Source organism: Flavobacteriales bacterium (assembly GCA_026129465.1).
Classification (GTDB): Bacteria; Bacteroidota; Bacteroidia; order Flavobacteriales_F; family PHOS-HE28; genus PHOS-HE28.
The window spans coordinates 2,929,701-2,955,017 of record JAHCIA010000001.1 but is presented as its reverse complement, the minus strand read 5'-3'; the positions used below and the strand labels follow the sequence as shown (position 1 = coordinate 2,955,017).

Sequence of the window (25,317 nt, the reverse complement as noted above, 5' to 3'; positions counted from 1 at the left end):
ATGGGCAACGCGGCGTGCGGGAAATAGAGACGAGAATGCCTCGAGGAAGTTGCTCCCCTCCCGCCGATCAGGGCGTGGGTGGGCTGTCGGCCAGCTTGTCCGATCGTTTCGCGAAGGTGATCGCCAGCATCACCTCGTGCGAACCGCTGCTGTAATTCCGCAGGTTGGAGGTGAGGATATCGTAAGAATAACCGAACTGGAACATCTCCCGGAACCAATATCCGACCATGGCGCACCACGACTCATTGGTGCGATAGGAGGCCCCCAACCAGATCGCGTCGCGGTAGCGGATCGTGGCGGTCAGGTCCATGGTGGGCGGCACGGGGTCCACGTACTTGACCAGCACGGATGGCTCCACGCGGAAGTCCTCACCCAGCTGGATGCGATAACCCGCCGTGGCGTAATAGTGGTTTTCAAGACGGCTCAGCGCTTCACGCGGGCCCTCGATCAACCGCACCCTGCTGCGCATGATCTGTGGCGCGGTGGCACCCACCCAGAATCGTGGATGGTGCAGATACAGGGCGAACTTGGCATCAGGCAACAGTTCACCGCGCAGTTGATCGTCCATGGCGGGGTCGCCGGGGTCTCGCAAGGTGATCTTGGAACCATCGATGAGGAATTGCAGCAGACCGCCCGAAAGCGCCATGCCCAGGCGCAGGTCCTCATTCAATTTCAAGTGATAGGTATAGGAGAACTGCACGCCCGTGCGCCGGGTGGGGCCCACGTTATCGGTGAACAGATAACCGCCAAGGCCCATGTTGTTGCCCACGGGCGTGGTGCCGCTCAGCGTGAAGGTGCGCGGCGAATCCTGGATGCCCACCCACTGGTAGCGGTGGCCACTGCGCACTTCGAAAAAAGGTCTGCTTCCCGCGACCGCGGGGTTGAAGACATAGTCGTTCAGCGTGTACTGCGTGAGTTGCGGCAGCTGCTGCCCCTGCGCGGCCAAACAGGCGATCAGGGCCACCGGGGCGATGTGTCTTGGGGTGCGCATGGTCTCCTGTGGTTCAGCGGATCACGGTGAGTGGGCCGGTGTAGGCGTCCGGGAAGCGCGGGTCGTTGAGCTTGATCACGTAGTAATAGGTGCCCACCGGCACCGGACCGCCGTTGTAGCGTCCATCCCAAGGGGTGTTGTAGCCCACGCTGCGGAAGAGCATCTCGCCCCAGCGGTTGTAGATCTCCACCTCGCACTCGGGGAACTGGTCGATGTTGTCTATGATCCACGCGTCGTTCCAACCGTCGCCGTTGGGCGTGAAGCCTGTGGGGATGTCGATCGTGGGCAACACGGTCACCAGGGCGGAATCCACCGATACGCAACCGTCGGGCGCCGTCACGGTGAGCACGAACCAGGTGGTCTGCGTGGGTTGGCTGTTGGGGTTGGCCAGGGTGTTGTTGGCCAACAGCGAATCGGGCTGCCAGTTGAATGCGGAGCCTTGTGGGCCACTGGGGTTCCCACCCAGGGTGACCACATCACCCACGAAGATCGTCTGGTCCGGACCAGCGTTGGCCAGCGGCAGGGACAGCACCACCACGGTCACCTCATCGGTGTCATTGCAGGGCCCGTCTGATACCAGCAGTGTGAAGGTGTGCGGGCCGGGCGGCAGCCCGCTGAGGACCACTACGGCGCCCTGGCCCACCACATCGCCCTGGTCGTCGAACCAGGTCCAACTGGTGGCGCCGATGCTGCCACTGCCATCAAGGATGATATTACCGCCGGCACAAGCCTCCTGGTCCGATCCCGCATCGGCCACCACCACGGTGAGGGCCAGCACCTGCACCGAGGCGACCTCGGAGCAGCCGTTCGCATCGGTGACGGTAAGCAAGTAGGTGCCGGGCAGCAGGCCGTTGATGTCCTCCTGGTCCGAGACGAAGCCGCCTGGGCCCGTCCAACCGTAGGTGTATGGCGGCGTGCCGCCCAATGGCGTGGTGGTGATGGCGCCGTCGGCCACATTGGCGCAGCTGGCCGGCGTGATCTGCCCGATTCCGATCTGGATGGGCGGCGGTTCCAGGATGATGTAGTTGAAGACCTGCGTACAGCCCACCGCATCGGTGATCGTGACCGACCAGGCCCCCGCACATAGGCCGGTGACATTGGCGGTGCCTTGCCCATTGGGCGGCGCGGGCGACCACACATAGTCCAGTTGACCAAGACCGCCCGAGGTGGCCAGCAGGATGCTGCCGGTGCAGGCGCCCGCGCATGCCACATGCGTCACAAAGGCATCGTCGGTGATCGCGATGTAGGGGAGTATCTCGAACTCCGTGTTGCTCACACATCCAGCACCGTCGGTGATGGTCACTTGCCAGGTGCCCGCACAGAGTCCACCTGCCTGCGTGGTGCCTTGGCCAAAGCCCGGTTCAGGCTGCCACAATACGGTGTATGGACCTCCAGCACCGCCACTGGGTGATACGAAGGCGCTTCCGTCACACGGCCCGAAGCAGGTCTCGCTCGTGGTGGAGAGTTTCGGCAGGATCTCCACTCCCTGGCCCACCGTGAAGGATGTGATGCGTTCGCAACCGTTCGCATCGGTCACCACCACCTGGTGGTCACCGGCACACAGGCCACTGACATCGGTGACATCCTGCGCGATGATCTGACCCAGGGGATCGAACCAGGTGATCGCATAGCCCGGCACACCACCGGTGATATCCACCTGTGCCGTGGCCTGGCAATCGCCGAAGCAACCGTTGTCCGTGTGGGACACCAAGGCGTTGAGGGTGGGCGGATCATTCCACACCACGGTGTATTCAGCGGTGCATCCGTTCGCATCCGTGATCGTGACCGCGTACGAACCCGCGCAAAGCCCGGTGGCGCTGTTGGTGCCCTGGCCGTTGGGTGGCTCGGGGTTCCAGAAGTAGGTGAAGTCACCATTGCCACCACTGGGCGACAGCACGATGGAGCCGTCGCAATCACCGGCACAGGTGGCGATGGTGAGCACCGCATTGGGGCTGATGGGATCCGGCGAAAGGATGAGCACGCCCTGCGTGATGGAGCAGCCCGCCGCATCGGTGATGATCACAGAATAGTCGCCAGCGCACAGACCCGTTGCCTGCGCGCCGCCCTGGCCATTGGGCGGTTCGGGCACCCATTCGATCACATAGCCACCCGCGCCACCCGTGGGGCCCACCGTGGCCGTGCCGTCGCATTCGCCGAAGCAGCTCGTCGGCGCGGTGCCCAGGTTCGCCAGGATCGGATCGGGCGAGAGCACGAAGGCCGAATCAACGGTGATGCAACCCGACGCGTTCACGATCACCGCGATGTAAAGCCCGGCGCACAGGTCACCAAGTTGTGCGCCACCGCCGAGTTCATTGCCCTGTGTGTCGTACCATGTGATGTCGCACGGGTCATCAAGGCAATCCACGCTCACGGACACCGCGCCATCGCAATCGCCCGGGCAGGTGGTGATGCCGTCCGTGGTGGCGGCTGATTCGCCGTCCACATCCTCCAGTGGCACGAATTGCGTGGCCGTGCAACCTTGCGCATCCACGGCGGTGGCGAAGTAGAGCCCCGCGCACAGACCAGTGAGGCTGCTGCCCGTGCCTTGTATCACATCGTCGATCGTCCAGTACCAGCCATAGCCCGGAGTGCCACCCTGAGCGCTGGCGCTCGCCGTACCGATGCATTCCCCGCATGCGCTCGGTGTGGTGGTGGCCGTGATCACGATGGGTGAAGGCTCATTGATGGTATACAGCTGCGTGATGGAACAGCCGTTCGCGTCCGTCACCGTCAGCGTCACCACCCCTGCACAGAGGCCCTGCGCGAACGCATCGCCCTGTCCATTGGATGGTACGGGGTCCCACAAGTAGTCGTAGGGACCTTGTCCGCCGGTGACGATCACCGACACGCTGCCGCTGCACGCGCCGGAGCAATCCGCTTGCTGGGTGAAGGCGTTGATCGACAGGGGTTGCGGATCCACAATGAGGATGGTGACGGTGGTGTCGCAACCGGACCCCTCGGTGATCGTTACGGCGTATACGCCCGCGCAAAGTCCAGTGGCCTGCGACGTACCCTGGCCTCCACCCGGCTCAGGACTCCAGGTGTAGGTGAATGACTCTTGTCCGCCGGTGGGCGCCACAGTGGCCGTGCCATCACATGCGCCGACGCAACTCGTGGGCGTGCTGCTGAAGACCGGCGCGATGATGGTGCTGGGCGTGACGGTGGCCGTGGCGATGGAAACGCAGCCATCAGCGTTCGTCACCACCACGAAGTAGTCGCCATCGCACAGGCCACTGACGGTGTCGCCATCGCCCACGGGTGCGCCATCCGCATCGAACCATTGGATGACACAGGCTGGTGCGGAGCAGACGAGATCCACTGACACCACACCGTCGCAATCACCGGCGCAGCCCACCTGTCCATCGTTCGTGGAAAGCACCTCGGCGTTGGCGTCCGTCACGGCCACCACGGCCTGTGCGCCACATCCGGCCGCGTCCGTCACGGTCACCGTGTAGAGTCCGCCGCAGAGGTCCTGCAGCTCGGCTTCATCCCCGACGGGTTGACCGGCCAGGGTCCAGGCGTAGGTGTATGGACCCGTTCCACCGGCCACTGACACGGAAGCGGTACCGTCACAATCGGGGCAGGTGCTTTGTGTGCTGCCCGTGGTCAGCTCCATCGGATCGGACTCGCCCAATTCCCAGCTCAGGCTGATGCTGCATCCCGCCGCATCGATCACCGTGGCGCTCCAGGTGCCCGCGCACAAGCCTGTGGCGCTGCTTCCACCCTGCCCATTCGGTGGCACGGGATCCCACACATAGGTATAGGGTGCTGTGCCGCCTTGCGCATCCAGTGTGATGAAGCCTTCGCAATCGCCGGCACAGGCGCTGCCTTCCACCGTCTCGTCCACCGTCAGCGGCTCGGGGCTGTCGATCGCGGCATCGAAGGAAGCGGCGCATCCGGCGCCATCGGTGATGGTCAGCGTGTACGTACCGGCGCATAGTCCGCTCGCGAAAGGTGTTCCCTGCCCGGACCCCGGTTCGGGCGACCAATCCAGACTAAAGGGTGGCGTGCCGCCGGAGATCATCGCGAAGGCCCAGCCGTCGCAATCGCCGGCGCACGTCGCATCATCAGCGGACATCACCACTTGTATCGGCGGCGGCGCGGTCACGATAACCGGATCGATCGACACGCAGCCATCCGCGTTCGTTACCGTGACATAGTAGGTGCCCGCACAGAGATCGGTCACCGTGGGCTGATCGCCGATCTGATCCCCATTGGCGTCCGTCCACACGATGACACAGGGCGGCAATTGGCAGTAGACCACCACGCTCACCGAACCGTCGCAGGCATCGTGGCAACTGGCCCCGGTGGCGGATGCGGCGATGACCTCCCCGTCGCTGTCGGAGATGGACACCACCAATTGTTCCTGGCAGCCGTTGTCGTCCGTCACGGTCACCGAGTAGATGCCCGCGCAGACGTTCGCCAGATTGTCGCCAATGGCCACGGTGTTGCCCTGCGCATCCGTCCATACCGCAAGGATCGGAATGGTGCCACCGCTGATGGTCAATTGTGCTCCGCCATTGCAGAGCTGGCATTCGCTGGGCGTGATGGCGACGGTCACCACCAGTGCGGGAGGTTCATTGATGTCGAAGCCCGCTGTGGTCACACAGCCATTGGCGTCGGTCACGGTCACGTTCCAAGTACCGGCGCACAGGTCGAATGCCACGTTGTCGCCTTGTCCGTTGGGTGGAACCGGCGACCAACTGTAGGTGTAGGGTGGCGTACCGCCTTGTGCATCCAGCACGATGCTTCCGTTGCATTCACCACCGCAATCCAGGTCCGTCACCGTCGCCTGTACATCAAGCGGCTCGGGCGCGAGGATCAGGATCGAAGCGACGGTTTCGCAACCGTTGGCGTCCGTGATGGTCACCTGCGTCACCCCCGGGCAGAGGCCTGTGGCCTGCGTCGTGCCCTGACCCGCACCCGGCTCCGGCGACCACACATAGGCGTATGGTTCCTGTCCACCGATGGGGCCCACGGTGGCGGTGCCATCGCAGGCGTCATGGCAGCTCGCCGGTGTGCTGCTGCTGTTGGGTTGGATCTCGTCGAACGGTTCAATGGTGAATCCCTGCGAGATGGTGCAGCCGTTCTCGTCGGTGATCGTCACTGTGTAGGGCGTGCCCGCACACAGCCCCGTGGCGAAGGCGGTGCCCTGGCCCGTGGCGGGATCGGGTTGCCACAGGATGACCAGGACGCCCGTGCCACCGGCAGCGTCCACCGTGGCGGTGCCGCTGCATGGATCGAAGCAATCCGCTGCCGTGTTGACAAGGTCAAGCGTGATCGCCGGTGGTTCGTTGATGTTGAAGAGCAGCGTGGTGTCGCAACCCGCGAAGTCGGTGATCGTCACGCTCCATGCGCCGGGGCAGAGGCCCGTGGCGTTCTGCGTGCCCTGGCCCGCGCCGGGTTCCGGCGACCACAGGACGGTGAATGGCGCCACACCGCCGGTGGGTGATACGCTCGCCGTGCCATCACAATCGCCATGGCAGATCACGTCCGTGGTCACCAGCCCGGCATCGATGGGTTGCTGTTCCAGGATCAGGAATGTGACCGTGGTATCACATCCCGAAGCATCGGTGATCGTCACGCCCCAACTTCCGGGACACAAGCCACTGGCGGTAGATGTGCCCTGCCCGTTCGGCGGTTGCGGTGACCAGACGAAGATGTACGAACCATCACCACCGGTGGGCGTCACCGTGGCGGTACCATCACACGGTCCGGCGCAACTTTCATTGGTGGAGCTTTCATTCGGCATGATCGGCGTTGGCGCGCCCACCGTGATCAGCAACGTGGTGTCGCAGGCGATCGCGTCGGCGATGAAGAGCGTCCAGACGCCGGGACACAATCCGCTCACGTTGGGCGTGCCCTGTCCCGCTGGAGGATCGGGCGTCCAGGTGAACGTGTAGGGTGGGGATCCGCCAATGGTGGCCACATCAATGGCCCCATCGCAGTTGTCGAAACAGCTCGCGTCGGTGACGGTGGGAACCGCCATGATGCCCGAGGGCTGCAGAATGATGAACGTGACCGTGGTGTCGCAGCCAGCGGCATCAGACACGGTGAGTGTGTAGGGCCCCGGGCAGAGCCCGGACACACTGGGTGTTCCCTGGCCGATGGGTGGCGGTGGCTGCCAATCGTAGGTGTAGGGCTCCTGTCCGCCATTCACCGTGGCCGTGGCCGTACCCAGACAGGCGTTGTCGCATCCGGCATCGGTGAGCACCAGGCTGACCAGGATGGGTTGCGGCCCCAGGATCTCGAAGGGCAGCACTACATCGCAGCCGAGGTCATCGGTCACGGTCACCACATGATTGCCGGGGCAAAGACCGGTGGCCGTGGTGCCGCCTTGCCCGTTGGTTGGCACTGGATCCCAGATGATCGTGTAGGGCGGTGTGCCGCCGGCGGGATCGACCGTTGCGCTGCCATCGCAATCACCGGCACAACTCGGATCGAGCGTGGTGAGTCCCGCGTCCAGCGGCGGCGGTTCGGGGATGTTGAAGGTGATGGTGGTGTCGCACGCGCCCGATGCGATCGTCACTGTCCAGTCGCCTGCGCAAAGCCCGCTGGCCGTGGAAGTGCCCTGGCCATTCGGCGGCGGTGGCGACCAGTCGTACGTGTAGATGCCGGTGCCTCCAGAGGGCGAGAGCGTGATGCTCGCGTCACAGTCACCCGCGCATTGGATCGTGGTGATCACCGCGTTCGCCTCGATCGCATCGGGGACATCCACCGTGAAGGCGATGGTGGTATCGCAGCCCAATGCGTCGGTCACGGTGAGCGTGTAGCTCTGTCCGCAGAGTCCGGTCACACTTGGCGTGCCTTGACCAGCGCCCGGTTCCGGCGACCAGACATACGTGTAAGGCTCCGTACCCCCGGTGACATTCGCCGCCGCGCTTCCATCGCATATGCCCGGACAGGTGGCCGCTTGCACACTCAGGTCCACTTCCAGTGGTGTGGCATCTTCGATGGTGAAGGGGCGGATCTCCTTGCAGCCATTGGTATCGGTGACCGAAGCGATCCAGACGCCCGGACAAAGACCAGATACCGAAGAGGTGCCCTGACCTTGTGGTGGGTTGGGGATCCACTCGTAGATGTAGCCCGGCGTGCCGCCCGTGGGATCCACCGTGGCCGTGCCGTCGCACACACCCGCGCAAGTGACGTTGGTGAAGGCCAGATTCGGCTCCAGCACAGGTGGCTCCAGCAGGAAGAACTGCAGCGTGGTGTCGCAGCCATTGAAGTCGGTGATCGTCAGCGTCCACAGACCCGCGCAGAGTTCACTGGCGGAGTCGGTTCCCTGGCCGAATGGCGGTGTGGGCGACCACACGAAGGTGTATGGCGGTGTGCCGCCGCTGGTGGGTGCGGTGGCCGTGCCGTCGCAACTGTCGTAGCAGGTCAGGTCCGTTTGCGATGGAACTACCACCAGTGGCGGTGGCGCGCCCACATCGAAGACCAGCGTGGTGTCGCAACCCGCCGCGTCCGTAATGGTGAGCGACCAAAGGCCCGGACACAATCCACTGGCCGTCGGTGTGCCCTGCCCCAGGGGTGGGTTCGGCGACCAGATGAAGTTCAGCGGTGGCGATCCGCCGGAGATCACCGGACAGGAGATGACCCCGTCGCATGCGTTCGAGCAGGTCGCATCGGTCACCGTGGGATCCACCTCGAAAGCGGGCGGGGAGTCTATCGTCAGTTGCAGCGTGGTATCGCAGCCCGTGGACTGATCCACGATAAGCACACTGTACTCCCCGGCGCACATCGCGGCTGCCGAACCGGTGCCCTGGCCCGTGCCGGGCGCTGGCGTCCATTGGAAGGTGAAGGGCCCGGGCGAACCGGAGGGGATCACCGTGGCACTGCCATCACAGGCGCCGAAACAACTGGCATCGTCCAGGATCACGGCGATGTCCAACGGCGGCGGTTCATCGATGATGAACTGCACCGTGGTGTCGCAACCATTGAAGTCCGTGATCGTGACCTCCCAGTTGCCAGCGCACAAGCCGCTCACGCTGTTGGTGCCCTGCCCTATGGGTGGTTGCGGGGACCACTGCACCGTGTGCGGCGGTGTGCCTCCCTGTGGTGCCACCGACGCCGAACCATCGCATGCCCCGAAGCAACTGGTGCCCGAGAAAAGCAGGTTGGGCTGTATGGGCTGCAGGTCGTATACGAAGGTGGTGTCGAACTGGCATCCGTTCGCGTCGGTCACCACCAGGGTGTTGGCACCGGGACAAAGGCCGTTGAAGGATGAACCGGTGCCGGCGCCGTTGTTCCAGTTGTAGGTGATGGGCGCCACGCCGCCGATGCCCAGGGCCTGCCGCGAGCCGTCGCACACATCGGGGCAGGTGGGCGGCGTACCGCCCCCGAAGAAGATCACCCCCAGGGGCGCGGGCTCGGACACCGTGACCGATACCGGGCAGGACACGCCCTGGCCGATGTCGGTGACGATGACGATCTGTGGGCCGCCGCAGGCCGTGGTCCAGGTCTGCGTGGCCGGGCCGCCGTTCAGCCATTGGTAGGTGAAGCCCCCCACGCCGCCGGTCACGGTCACCGTCACTGTGGCGTTGCACTCGCCCCGGCAACGCACACCAAAGCCATTGTAATCGGTCACCACCTGGGCGTCCACCACAAAGGGTGTCTGCCCCGGGCCCGTGCCACATACATTGATGTCCATTGGGCCGGCGCCCACCTCGACCCCGAAGTCCGGTTTCACCATGGTGCCACCGGCCACCCAGGTGGCATTGCCCGGCTGCACGTAGGTCTTGAGCATGGGCCCGGCCGGCAGCTGCGCGAGCATCAGCATGGCGTCTCCGGCGAGGAAGGACTTCGCGGCCTTGCCGTCGAAACGCAATTCGGCTGCGCGCACCAGGCCGCGGTTGGCCATCACCGTGCCCTGCTTCAGCACCAGGGCGCGGTCATCGAGCAGGACCAGGTCGCTTGCCAAGGACCATGCGCCGGCACCATCGAAGACCACTTCGCTGCCAATGGGTATGCCGCGCGTGTCGATCTCCACGCCTTCCCGGCGCACATTCAACCGGACGGTCCCACGATGGTCCCAGCGCGCATCGCCAGTCATCTTCCACTGGCCGGAGATCTCCAGCACATCGCGCACCTGGCCGACGATGGTCACCGGTGCGTTCTCCCCCGAAACATGCAGGTCGCGGCATTGCGCGTTCCGCGGCAGCAGCACCACGGCCTCGCGCGCGGGCGCGATCATCACATGTTCATCGGCCCTGGGCACGCCCGCACCCCCCGGGCCATCAGGCGTCAGGGACCAGCGCGCGCCATCGCTCCAATCCCCGCTGCCACCCGTCCAGTATTTGGTGCGCGGCGTCTGCGCCATGGTGGAGATGGCTACGGCCAACAGGCAGGCCGTGATGATCGTCCGGGCGATGGCCCGCAGGGTGCTTCGCTCCATGGTCTAATCGAAGGCCGGGCAGTTGATCATCTTCTTCTTCAGATCGTCCTTGCCACAGGGGATGATGCCGAGCATGATCTCATGCGTGTTGGATCCTCCCATGCGCAGCTTGGAAGTGGTCACATCGTAGCTGTATCCGAACTGGAAGTACTTCAGGAAGGCGAGCTTCATCATCAGCACCAGCGCATCGCCGCCCCGGTAGCCGGCGCCAAGGCCGATGGTGCGGTTCCATTCGATCATGGCATTGATGTCCAACGCCATCGGGGCACCACCGGCGAACTTCATCATGGCGCTGGGCGAAAGGCTCGTCTTCTTGCTGAGCACATGCCGGTAGCCGCCGCTCATGAGGAAATGCCGGGCCAGCCGCGATTCCAGCCCGATGCCGTCGATCTCGTTGCCGAGCGCGTGGTGCATCGCCAGCCCACCCCAGCCTTTCTTGCCATAGAGGAAGATGCCGGGCGTGATCTCCGGCGCCACCACCACGCTGGCCCGCCCATCGATGGCGGGGTCGTCATAGTCGGTGAGCGTCACTTCACCCACATTGAGTTTGATCTGCTCCGCGCCGCCGAAAACCCCGAAGGCGAGGTAGGTCTCCTGGGACATGCGCATGTGGTAGGCATAGGCCAGCACGAATCGGGTGTAGCCCCAATTGCCCGCGTTGTCCGATTCCACGAAGGCGCCCACCCCATGCTTGTTGGCCATGTAAGGCTTGCCTTTCGGACGAATGGCACCGTTCAGGCTGGCCCATGCCGTGGTGGGCTGCCCCGGGAAGTTCAACCATTGCTTGCGGTAGCCGAGGCGCACATCGATGCAGTCCTTGCTGCCGGCCACCGCGGGATTGATGCTGAACTGGTTGAAGACGTACTGCGAGTATTGCGCCAGCTGTTGCGCCGCCGCCGGTGCGCCCATGGCGAGAAGCATCACGGCCAGGATGGGCGCCCTCATCGCACAATGGAGATGAAGCCCGTATAAGGCGGCGATACCCCCTCGAGCTGGTTCAACTGGATATGGTAGTAGTAGGTGCCGCTGGGCAGCCTGGCGCCGTTGTTGGTGCCATCCCAGGGCTCCCGGTAGCCGATGCTGCGGAATACCCGCTGGCCCCAACGATCGAAGATGGTCACCTCCGCACCGGGATAGTCGGCGATGCCGGGCACCTCCCACACATCGTTGATGCCGTCGCCGTTGGGTGTGAAGGTGTTGGGTGGATCGATGCGCCGGATCACCCAGACGTTGACCGTGCCGGTGAAGACGCAGCCGTTGATCTCGGTGGTCACCGTATAGACCGTTGAGCCCTGTGGCGAAGCGATCGGGTCGGGAATATCGCTGCCGCTCAACCCGGTGGTGGGCGACCAGTCGTAGGGCGGTCCGCCGAAGGCGTTCAACTGCGCGCTCTCCCCAACGCCGATGGTGACATCCCCGCCGGTGCCGAAATCCACACCGGGGATGTCCACCCCTTCGCCGTCCAGCCAGATGTCGAAACCGCATTGCGCGGCGATGGGAAAGCCGCCGCCCACGTTGCCCGCCACCACCAGCCAATACTGCGTGCCCGGCAGCAGTGGCTGTGTCACCAGCGTGAAGTCCCCGCTACCCGACTGGCAATCGCTGACGGCGGAAAAGGATGCGGGCAGGCAGGAGCCATCGCCTGAGAGGACCACGGCCGTGAGTGTGTTGGACATGCCCTGCACGTTGGGGCAGGTGATGCCCGTGATGTTCACATTGGCCGGACCGCCCTGGCTGTTGGTGGTGAAGACGTACCAGAGCAGGTTGGTGGTGCCGGCGCAGAAACCCGGCAGGCCCACCGCGCCCGTGTTGTTGCCCGGCAGGGACTGCTGATTGCACAGCAGGGCGGCCTGGTCGCAACTGCTGTTGGGCGGCTGGGCCATGGCCACGGTCGCCATGCAAAGCAGGATGGGCGCGGGAAGTATGGATCGCATGCGTCGGCGACGATCGGCGCGTGCGGTTCGCACGCACGGCCACGCCGAAGGTAGACGGGGCCTTCACCTCGCTTCGTCGCGAGACATGCGCATTTTCACACAGCGCCGTGTTGAGGGGGGAACACGATCAGCGCCGATCCTCCAGCAGCCGGTCGATCTTGGCCTCCAGCGCCTCCATGCGCCGCTCCAGACCATCGTTGCTGTCGCTGATCATCGTGTCCACGAAGATGGAATTCACCAGCGACAGGCCGAAGATGCCGCCGAAGAACAGGATCACGATGAAGTAGAGACGCGTGAAAAAGGCCACCACGGGCGAAGCTTCCCCGGCGATGGCGTCAGGGATCTCGAACCAGCCTTCCACCGTGAACACCTTGAAGATGGAGTACCAGCTGATCAACGGGTCGGCGAAATGTTCCGGAGACAATTCACGGAACAGGAAGCACGAGATCAACGACACGATGAAATTGAAGATGAAGAACGCGAACACGATCAGCACCGACGCCCGTGCGGCACGCTTCACGCCGGCGATGATGTGGTCCATGCGCGGCACGAAACGGATGAAGCGGAAGAACTTGAACACGCGCATGATGCGGAAGGCCAGCAGGAAGTCCAGCCGGAGACCTTCCACCGGCATCAACCACAACAGCAGGGCGGGCAGGGCCAGCAGCACCAACGACAGGTCGAACACGTTCCACGCGCTGGCCATGTAGGTCCGGGTTCCCCACGTGCGCATCTTCACCACCGCCTCCAGCAGGAACACCAGGGTCAACAAGTGGTCCACCGCCTCCAGGCGGAAGGTCCAGGGTGCCGGTGGCGTGAAACCCTGGGTGAAGATCACCGCCGCGTTCAGCAGGATCACCGCCAGGATGAATCGGTCATTGAGCAACGCGCGGCGCAGCATGGTCCATGGTTGTAGCCCCACCAGGAATCGAACCTGGATCTAGAGTTTAGGAAACTCCTATTCTATCCGTTGAACTATGGGGCCTGTTGCGGCGGCAAAAGTAGATGCTTCGCCCGCTGCGGACCGCCGTCCACAGCGCTTCGTGCATCGCGCGACGGTGGTCGGGCGCCAAGCCGCGTAGCAGCGCGCCATCTTCGCGCCGTAGAATGACCATGAGCGCTCCCGAAACGCCCAGCGGCGTACCCGTGCTGTTCCTCATCTTCAACCGTCCGGACACCACCCTGCGTGTGTTCGAGGCCATCCGTGCCGCACGGCCGCCACGACTCTACATCGCCAGTGACGGACCACGCGCGCACCGCGACGGCGAGGGCGATGTGGTGCGTGCATTGCGCGGCGAGATCCTCACACGCATCGACTGGCCCTGCGAAACGCTCACGCTCTTCCGCGAAGCGAACCTCGGATGCAAACGTGCCGTGAGCGGTGCCATCACCTGGTTCTTCGAGCAGGAGGAACGCGGCATCATACTCGAGGACGACTGCCTGCCCAGCCCGAGCTTCTTCCGTTACTGCGCCGAATTGCTGGAGAAGCACAAGGATGATGAGGACATCGCGGGCATCACCGGGGACTACCGGCCGGTGCACAGCAGGCATCCGGCGGACACATACGGGCGCGTCGGATATCCGCTGATCTGGGGTTGGGCCAGCTGGCGTCGTGTATGGCGGCACTATGATGTGGACATGAAGGACTGGACGGGCGACCCCGAGGTCCTGCCGCGCATCGCGGCGAAAAGCAAGGCCACCAAGCGCTTCCTGAAGGCCGTGTTCGACGCGGTGCAGGTGGGCGAGATAGACACCTGGGATTTCCAGTTCAACTTCATGTGCCAGCGGCGCGGGCAGGACTTCCTCTACCCGCACGTGAACCTGATCACCAACATCGGCTTCAGCGCGGAGGCCACGCATACGGCCAATCCGGATGACCCCAATGCCGCCCTGCCGCGTGGCGATATGGTCTTCCCGCTTCGCGGCCCGCTGGAAGGCCGGGGTTATGAAGCCTGGCTGGACCGCCGTTTCTTCGTACTCGACAGTTTCCGCACCCGCGCCATGAACCGTCTCTATCGGTGGAGCGCGAACCTGTTGCGACGTGCATGAGGCCATTGCTCGTCAACGCCACGGACATCAAAGGCGGCGCCGCGCGCGCCGCCCAGCGCCTGTTGCTGGCACTTCGTTCCCAGGGCGCCGACGCCCGCATGCTGGTGCAGCAGCGGCAGAGTGACGACCCGCACGTGCTGGGGCCCGCTCCAGGTCCAGCCCACGCCTGGGCAAGACTGCGGCCCACGCTGGACATGCTGCCGATCAAGCGCTATCCACGTGGCCGCGAAGTGATGTTCTCCCCCGCCCATGTGCCCTGGTCGGGCGTCGTACGTCGTATCAATGCCAGCGACGCCGACGTGGTGCATCTGCACTGGATCAACGGCGGCATGCTGCGCGTGGAGGACCTTGCCGCGATACGCAAACCGTTGGTGTGGTCGCTGCACGACATGTGGGCCTTCACCGGTGGCTGCCACTACGATGAAGGCTGCGGCAAGTGGGATAGCCACTGTGGAGCCTGTCCGGTTCTGGGCTCGCCGCGCGAGCATGACCTGAGCCATGAGGTCTTCGAACGCAAACTCGCCGCCTTCGAGCAACTCCCGCACCTCACGATCGTGGGCCTGAGCGGCTGGATGGCCCGCTGCGCGGCGAAGAGCCGGTTGCTGCGCGACAAGCGCGTGGTGCACTTGCCCAACCCGATCGACACGGACATCTTCAAGCCCATGGACCGCCTTGCCGCGCGCCGGTCCCTGGGTCTGCCCGAGGGCCGCCGGCTCGTGCTCTTCGGCGCGGTGAACGCCACGGGCGACCTGCGCAAGGGCTTCATCCAACTGGCCGCCGCGCTGCGCGCCCTGCCCGAAGGCGACACCGAACTCGTGGTCTTCGGCGCCGAACGCCCGATGGACCCGCCGGACCTGGGGCATCCCGCCCATTACCTCGGCCATCTCCACGATGATGCGAGCCTGTGCGCGCTCTACAACTGCGCCGATGTCACCGTGCTGCCCTCCCTGCAGGAGAACCTGAGCAACACCGTGGTGGAAAGCCTCGCCTGCGGCACGCCTGTGGCCGCTTTCGATATCGGTGGCAACGCCGACATGGTGCAGCACCACGTGAACGGCGCACTCGCCAAGGCGATGGATGCTGGTGGACTGTCGGCAGCGATCCAATGGTGCCTGGGCCATGCCGACCGCGATGGCTTGAGGAGGGCCGCACGCCGTAGCGCCGAGGAAAAATTCGCGATGGGCAACGTGGCGCGGCGCTATCTGGAATTGTACGGCGAAGTGGTCCAGGCAACGGTGCGTTGACCAGCCCGCATGCCGGATACCTTGCGCCGACCATCACGATCCACACATGCCACCTACCATTCCCGCTTCCCTCATCGCCATCGGATCGCTTCTCGCTTCGCCAGTGGCCGCGCAATGGCAGATGCTGCCACTGCCCATGGGCGTGGGCCGCTATGACGACATCCATTTCGCGGACCCCTTGCACGGCTGGGTGGTGAACGGATCGGGCACCATACACCACACCACCGACGGCGGTGACAGCTGGCAGCTGCAAGCCTCGCAGGTGGGATACCTGCGCAGCGTGCTGGCGATCGATCCGCTGAAGGCCTTCGCAGGCACCTTGAACGGCAAGTTGATGCGCACGCTGGATGGCGGCGCCGAATGGGTGAACATCGCGCCGCTGCTGCCACAGCCCATACCCGGCATCTGCGGACTCACCGCACCGGACCCGCTGACGATAGTTGGTTGTGGCATATGGAACAGTCCGGCCTTCATCATCCGTAGCGAGGATGGCGGGAGCACTTGGAGCCATGCGAACATGAGCGCGCATGCCAGCGCCCTGGTGGACATCTGGTTCACCGATCCGATGACCGGACTGGCCTGCGGAAGAACACCCGAGGCCGACGGCGGGGGGGTGATCATCGGCACCACGGACGGCGGACAGACCTGGACCGAACGCCACCGGACCAACCAGACCGGCGAGTACATCTGGAAACTGCACACCATCGACGGGCAGCGCTGGTACGCTTCGATCGTGGGCAATCCCGCGCTGGGCAACACGCGATACGCCTGGTCCGATGATGGTGGCCTGACCTGGAGCGAAGGCATCGTGGCCGACTTCTACAGCTACATCCAGCTCATCGGCGCACTCACCAACGACCATGTTTACACCGGCGGTGGTTCCCTGCTTTTCGAGAGCCTCGATGGCGGGGCAAGCTGGGGGGCGACGGTACTTGGCACCGAGCACAACCGCTTCCTGTGGATCAATGACAGTACGGCGTTCATCAGCGGCAACCAGGTCTTCCGGCGCGGCACACCGGTGAACACCTCCGTGCCGGCCGCCATCGAACCGCCAATGCACGAATTGCGCGTACGACCCAATCCCACCGGCGGCATGCTCCAAGTGGAAGCCAGGCTGATACGCGACACCTGGCTGAAGGTGCATGTGCTCGGCGCCGATGGCCGCATCGTGCACCGCTTCTTCGATGGATCCGCCACCGCCGGGGAGCATCGCTGGAACACCGACCTCGGACATCTGGCCGCCCAGCTTCTGCACGTGGTGCTGGACAGCAACGAGGGGCAACGGCATGTGAAGGTGGTGCTCACGCGCTGAGTCTCCGGTATCCCGGACTACTTTGCGGCATGCTTCGCACATCCATTCTCGCCCTCCCCGCCATGCTGCTTTTGGCCAAGCCGCTCCAGGCCCAATCGCCATATCGCATTCCCGTGGTGGTGCATGTGGTCCATGACGATGGGACCGAGAACATCTCGCAGGCGCAGATCCGCAATGGCATCGAGATCCTCACGCGCAACTGGCGCAAACAGAATCCCGACACGGTGGACATCATACCGATGTTCAAACCCCTCGCCGCGGACATGGAGGTGGAGTTCGGCTTCGCACGGCGCGATCCGCAGGGGAACTGCCACAGCGGCATACAGCGGATCCGTTCACCACTGACCGTGCCGGGCAACCACGAGGTGAAGAGCCTGGCACAATGGCCGCCCGACCGCTACCTGAACATCTATGTGACGCGCGGCGCGGCGGGCCTGGCGGGCCACGCGCTCATGCCTTCCCAGGCCGCACAGGAGCCCCATTGGGATGGCATCGTGATCCAAGGCAGCTATTTCGGCAATATCGGCACCAGCGACGATCTTCGTTCGGTGGTGCTCTCGCACGAGGCCGGCCACTACCTGGATCTCTACCACGTATGGGGCGGGAACAATGTGCCGGGCTTCTTCTACCAACCGGTGGGCCTGGCGGAGAATTGCGACATCGGCGATGAGGTGGACGACACCCCGGCCACCATCGGCTGGAGCGTGTGCAATCTGAACGCCACCAGTTGCGACGGGCAGGTGGACAACGTGCAGAACTTCATGGACTACGCCTACTGCGCACGCATGTTCACCGAAGGCCAGAAAGCACGCGTGCATGCCGCGCTGAACAGTCCTGTGGCCGGGCGCGACAACCTGTGGACCCCGGAGAATCTCGCGTTCACGGGACTCGCGGACGTCCAGGGCCTGTGCAAAGCCGACTTCCGGGCACCGCGTCGTCTCTTCTGTGCGGGGGATGTCGTTCGCCTGGAAGACGCCTCCTACCACGACCCCATCAGCTGGGCATGGAACACGGGCGAAGGACCCGTCCTCACCGATCGCGATCCGGTCTTCACCTACAACGGCAGCGGTCATTTCGATGTGACCCTGGACGTGGGCGATGGCGCGAACAACATGTCCGTGACCAGGCCGCGCTTCTTCCGCATGTTGGAGAGCACGGGCATTCCATTGCCCTATATCGAAGGCTTCGAAGGCATGCCCGCGCTGGAGGCGAGCGATCTGTTCAACCAATGCGATGCGGGTCCCTGCTGGGAACTCACCGACATGGCGGCCGCTTCCGGCTTCCGATCGGTGCGCGTGGTGAATGTCGCGCCAGGCGAATTGTACACGCTGCACACGCCTCGCCTCGATCTCTCGCAGGTACCCGACCCGGTGATCCGCTTCCGCATCGCGCATGCGCAGCGCCAGCCAAGCGACAACGACAAACTTGTGGTGAGCATCAGCCGGGATTGTGGCACCTCCTGGCTGGTGCGCCGCACGCTTATCGGTGCGGAACTGGCCACCGCACCACCCACGGGCGGACAGGGCTTCATACCCGCCTACGAGAACTGGCGCGAGGAGCTGATCGTGAACATTCCGCAGCCCTACCGCACGGACAATGTGGTGGTGCGCTTCGCCTTCACCAGCGGTGGCGGCAACGACCTATTTCTGGACGATATCAATGTGCTGGACCTCGCCACCGTGGATGTGGGAACGCTGGAACGCGATGCCTGGCGCATCCTGCCCAACCCAGCCGCGGACCACTTCCGCATTGAAGGCCCGCTGCCGCGTGCCGATGTGGAACTGAGGCACCAGGACGGAAGACCCGTGCGGTCGTTCGCCGCGCACGACCTGGGGACGCCGATCGCCTTGGAGGGGTTGGCAACAGGAATGTACATGGTGCTGATACGGGTGAATGGGAACAGCATCGCACAACCCCTCGTCATCGCGAGGGATTGAGCGCCGGTACCTTTGAGCACGCGCATGTCCACAGAAGCTGAAGGCGAACGCATGTACGCGGGGCGCGTGCCCGATCGGCGCTACCGCAGAACGATGGCTTTTCTCGAAAGCTGCATCGGCCGAGAAGAACGCATCATGGACCTGGGCGTACCCAATCCATTTTCGCGCATGATGCGGGACAAGGGATTCGCTGTGCGCAACACGCAAGGCGAAGACCTGGACCTGGACCATGCCAGGCTCGACCTCAGCGACATCACCTGCATCACTTCATTCGAGGTGTTCGAGCACCTGCTGGCACCTTTCAACCTGTTGCGTCATGTGCAGCCACCTCCAGGGGGCTGCATCAAGCTGGTCTGCTCCGTGCCGCTGAAAGTGTGGTTCGCCAAAGCCTGGTGGAGCAAGACCGACCCTTGGGACCGCCACTACCATGAGTTCGAGCCCCGTCAATTCGACTGGCTGCTTGAGAAAAGCGGCTGGACCATCCTGCGCAGGGAGCCCTGGGCCTCGCCACCACGGCTCGCTTTAGGCATCCGGCCCTTCCTGCGATTCCTCTATCCGAGCTACTACTTCGTGTACGCGGAGAAACGCGCGTGACGACCGCCTACTGGACCACAAGCGACCACCCCCATGACCAAGGCCCGCATGCAGATCACCGCCGAGCCGCCGGAGTGGCGCACGGCGAAGGAGTTCACCGACATCACCTACCGCAAATGCAGGGGCGTGGCGCGCATCGCCTTCAACAGACCCGAGGTGCGCAACGCCTTCCGCCCGCACACGGTGAGCGAACTGCTCGAAGCCTTCCACGATGCCCATCAGGACACCAGCATCGGCGTGGTGCTCTTCAGCGCCGAAGGGCCCAGCCCCAAGGACGGCGGCTGGAGCTTCTGCAGCGGCGGTGACCAACGCGCACGCGGCCACCAGGGCTACGTGGATGAGGGCGGCATGCCACGCCTCAACATCCTGGAAGTGCAGCGGCTGATCCGCTTCATGCCCAAGGTGGTGATCGCCGTGGTGCCCGGCTGGGCCGTGGGCGGTGGACACAGCCTGCACGTGGTGTGCGACATGACGTTGGCCAGCAAGGAGCACGCGATCTTCAAGCAGACCGATGCCGATGTGACCAGCTTCGATGGCGGTTACGGCAGCGCCTACCTGGCCAAGATGGTGGGGCAGAAGCGTGCGCGCGAGGTATTCTTCCTGGGCCGCGACATCAGTGCGCAACAGGCATACGAAATGGCCATGGTGAACGCCGCGGTGCCGCATGCCGAACTCGAAGCCACCGCCTGGCAATGGGCGCAGGAGATCCTGGCCAAGAGCCCCACGGCGATCAAGATGCTGAAGTTCGCCTTCAATCTGCTCGATGACGGACTAGTGGGCCAGCAGGTCTTCGCCGGCGAGGCCACGCGCCTGGCTTACATGACCGAGGAAGCGAAAGAGGGCCGCAACGCTTTCCTGGAAAAGCGGCGTCCGGATTTCTCGAGCATCAAGTGGATCCCGTGAAGGTGGTCACGGCGGGGTGATCCTCCTTCTCCGTGGATGTTGGCGTGTGTCCCAGAAGCCCACGATCTGCAATTCGCTCCCTTTCACCCGGAAACACATGATGTTGTGCTTGGTGACAAGCACTTCTCGTGTGCCCTTGCGGCCTTTGCGCGACATGCCCGGAAAGCGCATCAGCATGCGCACCATGGTATCCGTGCGTTGGATGAAACGCATCGCCTCGCGCTCGGACCATTCAGCACGCAGGTAAGCGATCACTTGGAGGAAGCCCGCTTCTGCTTCCGGCGCCCAGCGGATGCTTTCGACCATGATCTTGCGTTGGCCATCACCGCTTCGTGCGACCGTCCTTCTCCCCGGTCGAGTTGCTGCATGCTGCGCTCAAGTGACGCTCGCACTTCAGTTGGCAGATCGCCCCATGGAGCCGCAGGTTCCGCCGTGAGGAAAGCATGCAGGTTCTCCAAGGCCGTCTCATCCGTCAAGGCGAGCACCTTCTTGACGATCTCCAGCTTGGTCTTGTCGGTCGCCATGAACCAAAGATAGAACCCGGCCCTACCGGACCTCCCCACCTGGCTTCACCACCTCCTTGGGCTCTACGAACACGAGCCTTCCATCGGCATCCTCGGCCATCAGCACCATGCCCTGGCTTTCCACCCCACGCATCTTGCGCGGCTCCAGATTGGCCACCAGCACCACCTGTTGGCCGGGCAACTGCTCGGGCGCGTAGTGCATGGCGATGCCACTGACCACCGTGCGCGGTTCCGCTTCACCGATGTCGATCGCAAGTTTCAGCAGCTTGTCGGCTTTCGGCACCTTCTCCGCCGCCACGATCGTGCCCACGCGCAGGTCCAGCTTGGTGAAGTCGTCGAAGGTGATCGGAGGCTTGGCAGGTTGAGACGTTGAGGGTTGAGAGGTTGAAGGTTGCTCCAAGGGTGCGGTGGCGTGTAGACGATCGATCTCCGGCTGGATCTCCACGTCGGTAATGGGTTTGAAAAGGTGTTCGGGCTTGCCCAACTCCTGGCCGGGGCCGATGAGGTCCGTACGGAAGGCGTCCCCCCAAGGCAGTGTGCCGATGCCCAGCATGCGACGCAGCGTGGCGGTGGTGTGGGGCAGGAAGGGCTCCAACACGATGCTTAGCACGGCCGCCACATTCAGGCTGTTGAGCAGGATGGTACGCGTGCGGTCCGGATCGGTCTTTTCCAGCTTCCAAGGCTCGTTGTCGCTGAGGTACTTGTTGCCGGCGCGCGCCACGTTCATCGCGGCCAGCAGCGCATCGCGGAAACGGAAGGCGTCCACCTGCGCGGCCACCTCCTCCACCTGGGCGTGGATCGCGCTCCACAGCGCCACATCCAGGTCAATGTTGCCCACGCTGGCCGGCGCCTTGCCACCGTAGTACTTGTGGCTCAGCACGAACACGCGCTGCACGAAGTTCCCCAGGATGGCCACCAGTTCGTTGTTGTTCTTGTCCTGGAAGTCCTTCCAAGTGAACTCGCTGTCGCGGAACTCGGGCAGGATGGTGGCCAGCGCGTAGCGCAACTCGTCCTGCCGGCCGGGCCAGCGCTCCAGGTATTCATGCAGCCACACAGCCCAGTTGCGGCTGGTACTGATCTTCCGCCCTTCGAGGTTGAGGAACTCATTGGCTGGCACGTTCTGTGGCAGCACGAAGCCACCGTGCAGCTTCAGCAGGATGGGGAAGATGATGCAGTGGAAGACGATGTTGTCCTTGCCGATGAAGTGCAGCAGGCGGGTATCATCCGCTTTCCACCACTTCTCCCAGTCCTCGCCATTTTCCAGGGCCCACTGCTTCGTCGCGCTGATGTAGCCGATGGGCGCATCCAGCCATACGTACAGCACCTTGCCGTCCGCATTGGGCAGCGGCACGGGCACGCCCCAATCCAGATCGCGTGTCATGGCGCGCGGGCGCAGGCCGTCCTTCAGCCAGCTGTTGCACTGGCCCAGCACCTGCGGTTTCCACTCGGTGGGATCGTGCTGCTGGTCGCCGTCAAGCTTACCGGTGTTGATCCAGTCCTCCATCCACTGCTGGCTGCGCTCCATGGGCAGGTACCAGTGGCTGGTGTGGCGCAGCACGGGCTTGGCGCCGCTGAGCGTGCTGCGCGGATCGATGAGGTCCTTGGGACTGAGCGCACTCCCACACTTCTCGCACTGGTCGCCATAGGCATCGGGGTTGGCGCATTTGGGGCAGGTGCCCATGATGTAACGGTCGGCCAGGAATTGCTTCGCCTCCTCATCGTAGTACTGCTCCTCACGCTGTTCGGTGAAGGCGCCCTGCTCGTGCAATCGCAGGAAGAACGCCTGCGAGGTTTCCTTGTGCAGAGCGCTGCTGGTGCGGTGGTAGATGTCGAAGTGGATGCCGAAGTCGGTGAAGGCCCGGCCCATGAGCGCGTGGTACTTGTCCACGATGGCCTGCGGGGTGGTGCCCTCCTTGATGGCCCGCATGGTGATGGCCGCGCCATGCTCATCGCTGCCACAGACGAAAAGCACCTCCTTGCCCCGCTGGCGCAAGCTGCGCACGTAGATGTCGGCCGGCAGGTAGGCCCCCGCGATGTGGCCGATGTGCAGCGGGCCGTTGGCGTAAGGCAGCGCGGCGGTGACGGTGTGGCGGGTAGGCGGTTTCATGCGATGGGACCAACGGTCGGCGAAGGTATCGGCTGGGCGGATCATGGGCCTGTAACAAGCGAACGGCCCGGGCGTCACAAGCCTCGAACAACTCACAACACCATGCGAACCAACATCAGATCCTTCATCGCCCTCGGTGCCCTTGCCGGCATGATGGGCCACACCACCCTGCAGGCCCAGGGCTTCCGGGAAGGCGGCCATGCCATCTCCGTGGGCCACGGCGCCGTGACCTTCCTGGGCAACCTGAATCGGAGCTTCGACGACTACCTGGACCTCGACCACAAGGGGGTCGGGCCGCTCTACCTGAAGTACGAATACGCCGTGACCGACCGCATCGGGCTGGGCCTCAACCTGGCCTATGCCGTCAACGAATGGTCATACCGCTACGATGTGACGGATGAGCAGAGCAACATCAACTACTATCATGAATCCACCAAGCGTTCCACCTGGAGTGCCCTGGCCCGCCTGAACTACCACTTCGGCAACAGCGATCGCTTCGACCCCTACTTCGGTTTCGGGCTGGGCTACCGCGACGCCAACTGGGAATTGAGTTCCACGGGGCCCCATGGTGGCAGCGGCGTGGAACTGAAGAGCTTGATGCCCTTCGGCTTCGAGTTCACGCTGGGCGCGCGATACTTCCTGGCCAGCAACATAGGCGTCTATGCCGAGGTGGGCGGTGCCAAGAGCGTGGTGCAGGGTGGATTGGTGGCACGCTTCTGAGTACGCTTGGAAGAGCGGGTGAATGGCGGTGATCGCCGTAGCGCGCTACGGCGATCACCGTATGCTGCGCCCATGGCCTCCAGGGACCTTTGCCGAGGACAACATGACCATGAAGAACGCACTGCTCCTTGGCAGCCTGCTCGCGCTACCCCTGCTCTCCCACGCTCAAACCCCCAACACCCATCGCGACGAAAGTTTCGTGCTGGACCTGTCCGGCGCTGGCGCGCTGAGCTTCAGCCCGAACGAATTCCCGCTGACCAGGGTACTGCCGCTTTCCGATGGTAGGATCCTCTTCTTCGGTTCGTTGCACGACCCGCTCCATACCACCATGAGCGGTGTGGTACGCCTGAATGCCAATGGTTCCTGGGACAACACCTTCGACGGGCCCGACTTCGACCAGGACTACTATCTGCGTATCCGATCGGCCGTGGAGTTGTCCGATGGCAAATACCTGGTCGGTGGCCAGTTCACGGACTTCTCCAACGGTGTGAACCAGCGCGGCATCATCCGTTTGAACAACGATGGCAGCCAGGACATGAGCTTCAACGCGGGCTTTGAGAACAACCCCACGATCAACGCCATCGCGTTGCAGCCGGACGGGAAGATCCTGATCGCCGGGGCTTACGGCACCGGGACCCATGGCACGGGCATCAGCCGCCTGCTTCCGGATGGCGCGGTGGATGGGACCTTCAATGCCGGTCAGGCACCGACGAACATCAGGGATATCAAGGTTCTGCCCAATGGGAAGATCCTGGTGGCAGGCCGCTTCAACAACTGGCCCGGAGGCCTTGCCGTGCTGAACTCCGACGGCTCGCGGGACGAGTCGTTCGTGCATACCGGCTATATCCACAGCTCCAATATTTTCGACGACGTCCACCCGCGCACGGCCATCCAGCCCGATGGCAAGATCGTGGTGGCCGGGCTTCAGACCTCCAGCATCGTGAAGATCATGCGTTACAACGCGGACCTCACGCCGGATGTGAGCTTCCATGCGGCCACCAACTCGCAGATCAGCGGCGTATACCCCACCGGTGTGGCCATCCAGAGCGACGGCAAGATCATCGTGACGGGCTACTTCCTGAACGCATACGATGGGGTCACTTCCATATCCGGTGTGATGCGCCTCAACGCGGATGGCACGCTGGACAGCACCTTCGACACGGCCAATGGCTTCGGCAACGCCCCGCTGGCCTATCACTGCGCCCTGCAGGCAGATGGGAGGATCCTGGTGGTGACGCAGAACGCTTCCTACCAGGGACAGGGCTTGACCCTGGGCGACGGCTTCCCCACCAACCAATACATCATCCGCTTGAATGGTGATGCCACAGGCGCATCCGTGGGCGAGCAGGAGGCCCCTTTCATCTTCGGCGTGTTCCCCAACCCGGCTTCCGAGGTGGCAAGCCTTCGCGACGTTCCCGTGGGTGCCGTGGTGCGCATGCTGGACGTGACAGGCAGGGTGATGTTGGAACAGCGTGCGGCGCAGGATCGGATGGAGATCCCCCTCACATCCCTGGCACCAGGCGCGTATCTGGTCAACGTGCTGCATGGCGGGCATGCCGTCACACACAGACTGGTGGTGGAACGATGACGACCGCGTGGTGGCCTTGT

At 63.9% G+C, this 25,317-nt stretch carries 16 protein-coding genes and 1 tRNA gene; 8 read left to right on the top strand and 9 right to left on the bottom strand.

The window, feature by feature from the left end:
* Positions 1 to 67 precede the first annotated feature (67 nt).
* The 6 genes from KIT10_12560 to KIT10_12535 all read right to left on the bottom strand — a co-directional run bounded on the left by KIT10_12560 (position 68) and on the right by KIT10_12535 (position 13,304).
* A complete protein-coding gene (locus KIT10_12560) occupies positions 68 to 991 on the bottom strand; it encodes a type IX secretion system membrane protein PorP/SprF (protein ID MCW5900092.1) in 924 nt (307 codons plus the stop codon).
* 13 nt (positions 992 to 1,004) lie between these two features.
* Positions 1,005 to 10,385 (bottom strand): gliding motility-associated C-terminal domain-containing protein, encoded by a 9,381-nt coding sequence (locus tag KIT10_12555; protein ID MCW5900091.1) that lies wholly within the window; start codon positions 10,383 to 10,385, stop codon positions 1,005 to 1,007.
* A gap of 3 nt (positions 10,386 to 10,388) precedes the next feature.
* Positions 10,389 to 11,330, bottom strand: a complete 942-nt coding sequence (locus tag KIT10_12550; GenBank protein MCW5900090.1) for a type IX secretion system membrane protein PorP/SprF — start codon at positions 11,328 to 11,330, stop codon at positions 10,389 to 10,391.
* Positions 11,327 to 12,319 carry a gliding motility-associated C-terminal domain-containing protein gene (locus KIT10_12545; GenBank protein MCW5900089.1) on the bottom strand — a complete coding sequence of 331 codons (993 nt, stop codon included), beginning with the start codon at positions 12,317 to 12,319 and terminating at the stop codon, positions 11,327 to 11,329. The genes KIT10_12550 and KIT10_12545 overlap by 4 nt, the downstream gene beginning before the upstream one ends.
* Positions 12,320 to 12,446: 127 nt before the next feature.
* Positions 12,447 to 13,220: an ion transporter gene (locus KIT10_12540; protein MCW5900088.1), complete on the bottom strand. Its 774-nt coding sequence runs from the start codon at positions 13,218 to 13,220 to the stop codon at positions 12,447 to 12,449.
* A 12-nt stretch (positions 13,221 to 13,232) separates the two neighbouring features.
* A tRNA-Arg gene (locus KIT10_12535) sits at positions 13,233 to 13,304 on the bottom strand.
* Between the two features lie 128 nt (positions 13,305 to 13,432).
* Between KIT10_12535 and KIT10_12530 the strand changes: the two genes are divergently transcribed.
* From KIT10_12530 to KIT10_12505, 6 genes are read left to right on the top strand one after another with little or no spacing between them, the layout of a single operon-like run.
* Positions 13,433 to 14,368: a nucleotide-diphospho-sugar transferase gene (locus KIT10_12530; GenBank protein MCW5900087.1), complete on the top strand. Its 936-nt coding sequence runs from the start codon at positions 13,433 to 13,435 to the stop codon at positions 14,366 to 14,368.
* Entirely contained in the window at positions 14,365 to 15,612 is a 1,248-nt protein-coding gene (locus KIT10_12525; GenBank protein MCW5900086.1) for a glycosyltransferase family 4 protein, read from the top strand. The genes KIT10_12530 and KIT10_12525 overlap by 4 nt, the downstream gene beginning before the upstream one ends.
* 46 nt (positions 15,613 to 15,658) lie before the next feature.
* Positions 15,659 to 16,924 carry a hypothetical protein gene (locus KIT10_12520; GenBank protein MCW5900085.1) on the top strand — a complete coding sequence of 422 codons (1,266 nt, stop codon included), beginning with the start codon at positions 15,659 to 15,661 and terminating at the stop codon, positions 16,922 to 16,924.
* 29 nt (positions 16,925 to 16,953) lie between these two features.
* The gene (locus KIT10_12515) at positions 16,954 to 18,861 is read left to right on the top strand and encodes a hypothetical protein (GenBank protein MCW5900084.1); all 1,908 of its coding nucleotides are present in this window, start codon (positions 16,954 to 16,956) and stop codon (positions 18,859 to 18,861) included.
* A 51-nt stretch (positions 18,862 to 18,912) separates the two neighbouring features.
* On the top strand, positions 18,913 to 19,455 hold the full coding sequence (locus KIT10_12510) for a methyltransferase (protein MCW5900083.1): 543 nt from the start codon (positions 18,913 to 18,915) through the stop codon (positions 19,453 to 19,455).
* A gap of 48 nt (positions 19,456 to 19,503) precedes the next feature.
* Entirely contained in the window at positions 19,504 to 20,358 is an 855-nt protein-coding gene (locus KIT10_12505) for a 1,4-dihydroxy-2-naphthoyl-CoA synthase (GenBank protein MCW5900082.1), read from the top strand.
* Positions 20,359 to 20,364: 6 nt separating this feature from the next.
* Here KIT10_12505 and KIT10_12500 read toward each other — a convergent pair whose 3' ends face one another.
* From KIT10_12500 to metG, 3 genes are read right to left on the bottom strand one after another with little or no spacing between them, the layout of a single operon-like run.
* Positions 20,365 to 20,664 (bottom strand): type II toxin-antitoxin system RelE/ParE family toxin, encoded by a 300-nt coding sequence (locus tag KIT10_12500; protein MCW5900081.1) that lies wholly within the window; start codon positions 20,662 to 20,664, stop codon positions 20,365 to 20,367.
* On the bottom strand, positions 20,610 to 20,882 hold the full coding sequence (locus KIT10_12495) for a hypothetical protein (GenBank protein MCW5900080.1): 273 nt from the start codon (positions 20,880 to 20,882) through the stop codon (positions 20,610 to 20,612). Before KIT10_12495 ends, KIT10_12500 begins: the two co-directional genes overlap by 55 nt.
* 22 nt (positions 20,883 to 20,904) lie before the next feature.
* On the bottom strand, positions 20,905 to 23,034 hold the full coding sequence (metG, locus tag KIT10_12490; protein ID MCW5900079.1) for a methionine--tRNA ligase: 2,130 nt from the start codon (positions 23,032 to 23,034) through the stop codon (positions 20,905 to 20,907).
* 57 nt (positions 23,035 to 23,091) lie between these two features.
* Between metG and KIT10_12485 the strand changes: the two genes are divergently transcribed.
* Both KIT10_12485 and KIT10_12480 read left to right on the top strand, forming a co-directional pair.
* Complete coding sequence (locus tag KIT10_12485) at positions 23,092 to 23,709, top strand: outer membrane beta-barrel protein (GenBank protein MCW5900078.1); 618 nt, start codon at positions 23,092 to 23,094, stop codon at positions 23,707 to 23,709.
* 103 nt (positions 23,710 to 23,812) lie between these two features.
* The gene (locus tag KIT10_12480) at positions 23,813 to 25,297 is read left to right on the top strand and encodes a T9SS type A sorting domain-containing protein (protein ID MCW5900077.1); all 1,485 of its coding nucleotides are present in this window, start codon (positions 23,813 to 23,815) and stop codon (positions 25,295 to 25,297) included.
* Positions 25,298 to 25,317 lie beyond the last annotated feature (20 nt).